The organism is Halohasta sp. A2 (assembly GCF_056175805.1).
In genome coordinates, this window is the sequence record NZ_JAQFWV010000363.1 from 1 (window position 1) to 237 (window position 237).

Annotated in this window: 1 pseudogene; it reads left to right on the forward strand. The window is 56.1% G+C overall.

Features of this window, described 5'->3' with window-relative positions:
- Positions 1-237, forward strand: a pseudogene (locus tag O2S87_RS19445) (ISH3 family transposase); the annotation flags it as partial.

A 237-nucleotide genomic window follows, 5' to 3' on the forward strand; every position in this document is an offset into this window, starting at 1 on the left:
CGGTTCGCCAGCTGGTCGCTGGCGAAACCTCAGGTGACGTACTCGGTGAGTTCCTCGAACTGCTTGACGGCCTTGACCTGAGCGTCAAGGCCGTCTATCTTGATCGGGGCTTCTACAACAGCACCTGCCTAGGGTTGCTGTACGCCTACAATTACGCTTACGTCATCCCGGTTGTCAGGTGGGGTGATACCATCAAAGATGAACTCAGCAGTGGTTGGAGCCGTGTGATCGAACACG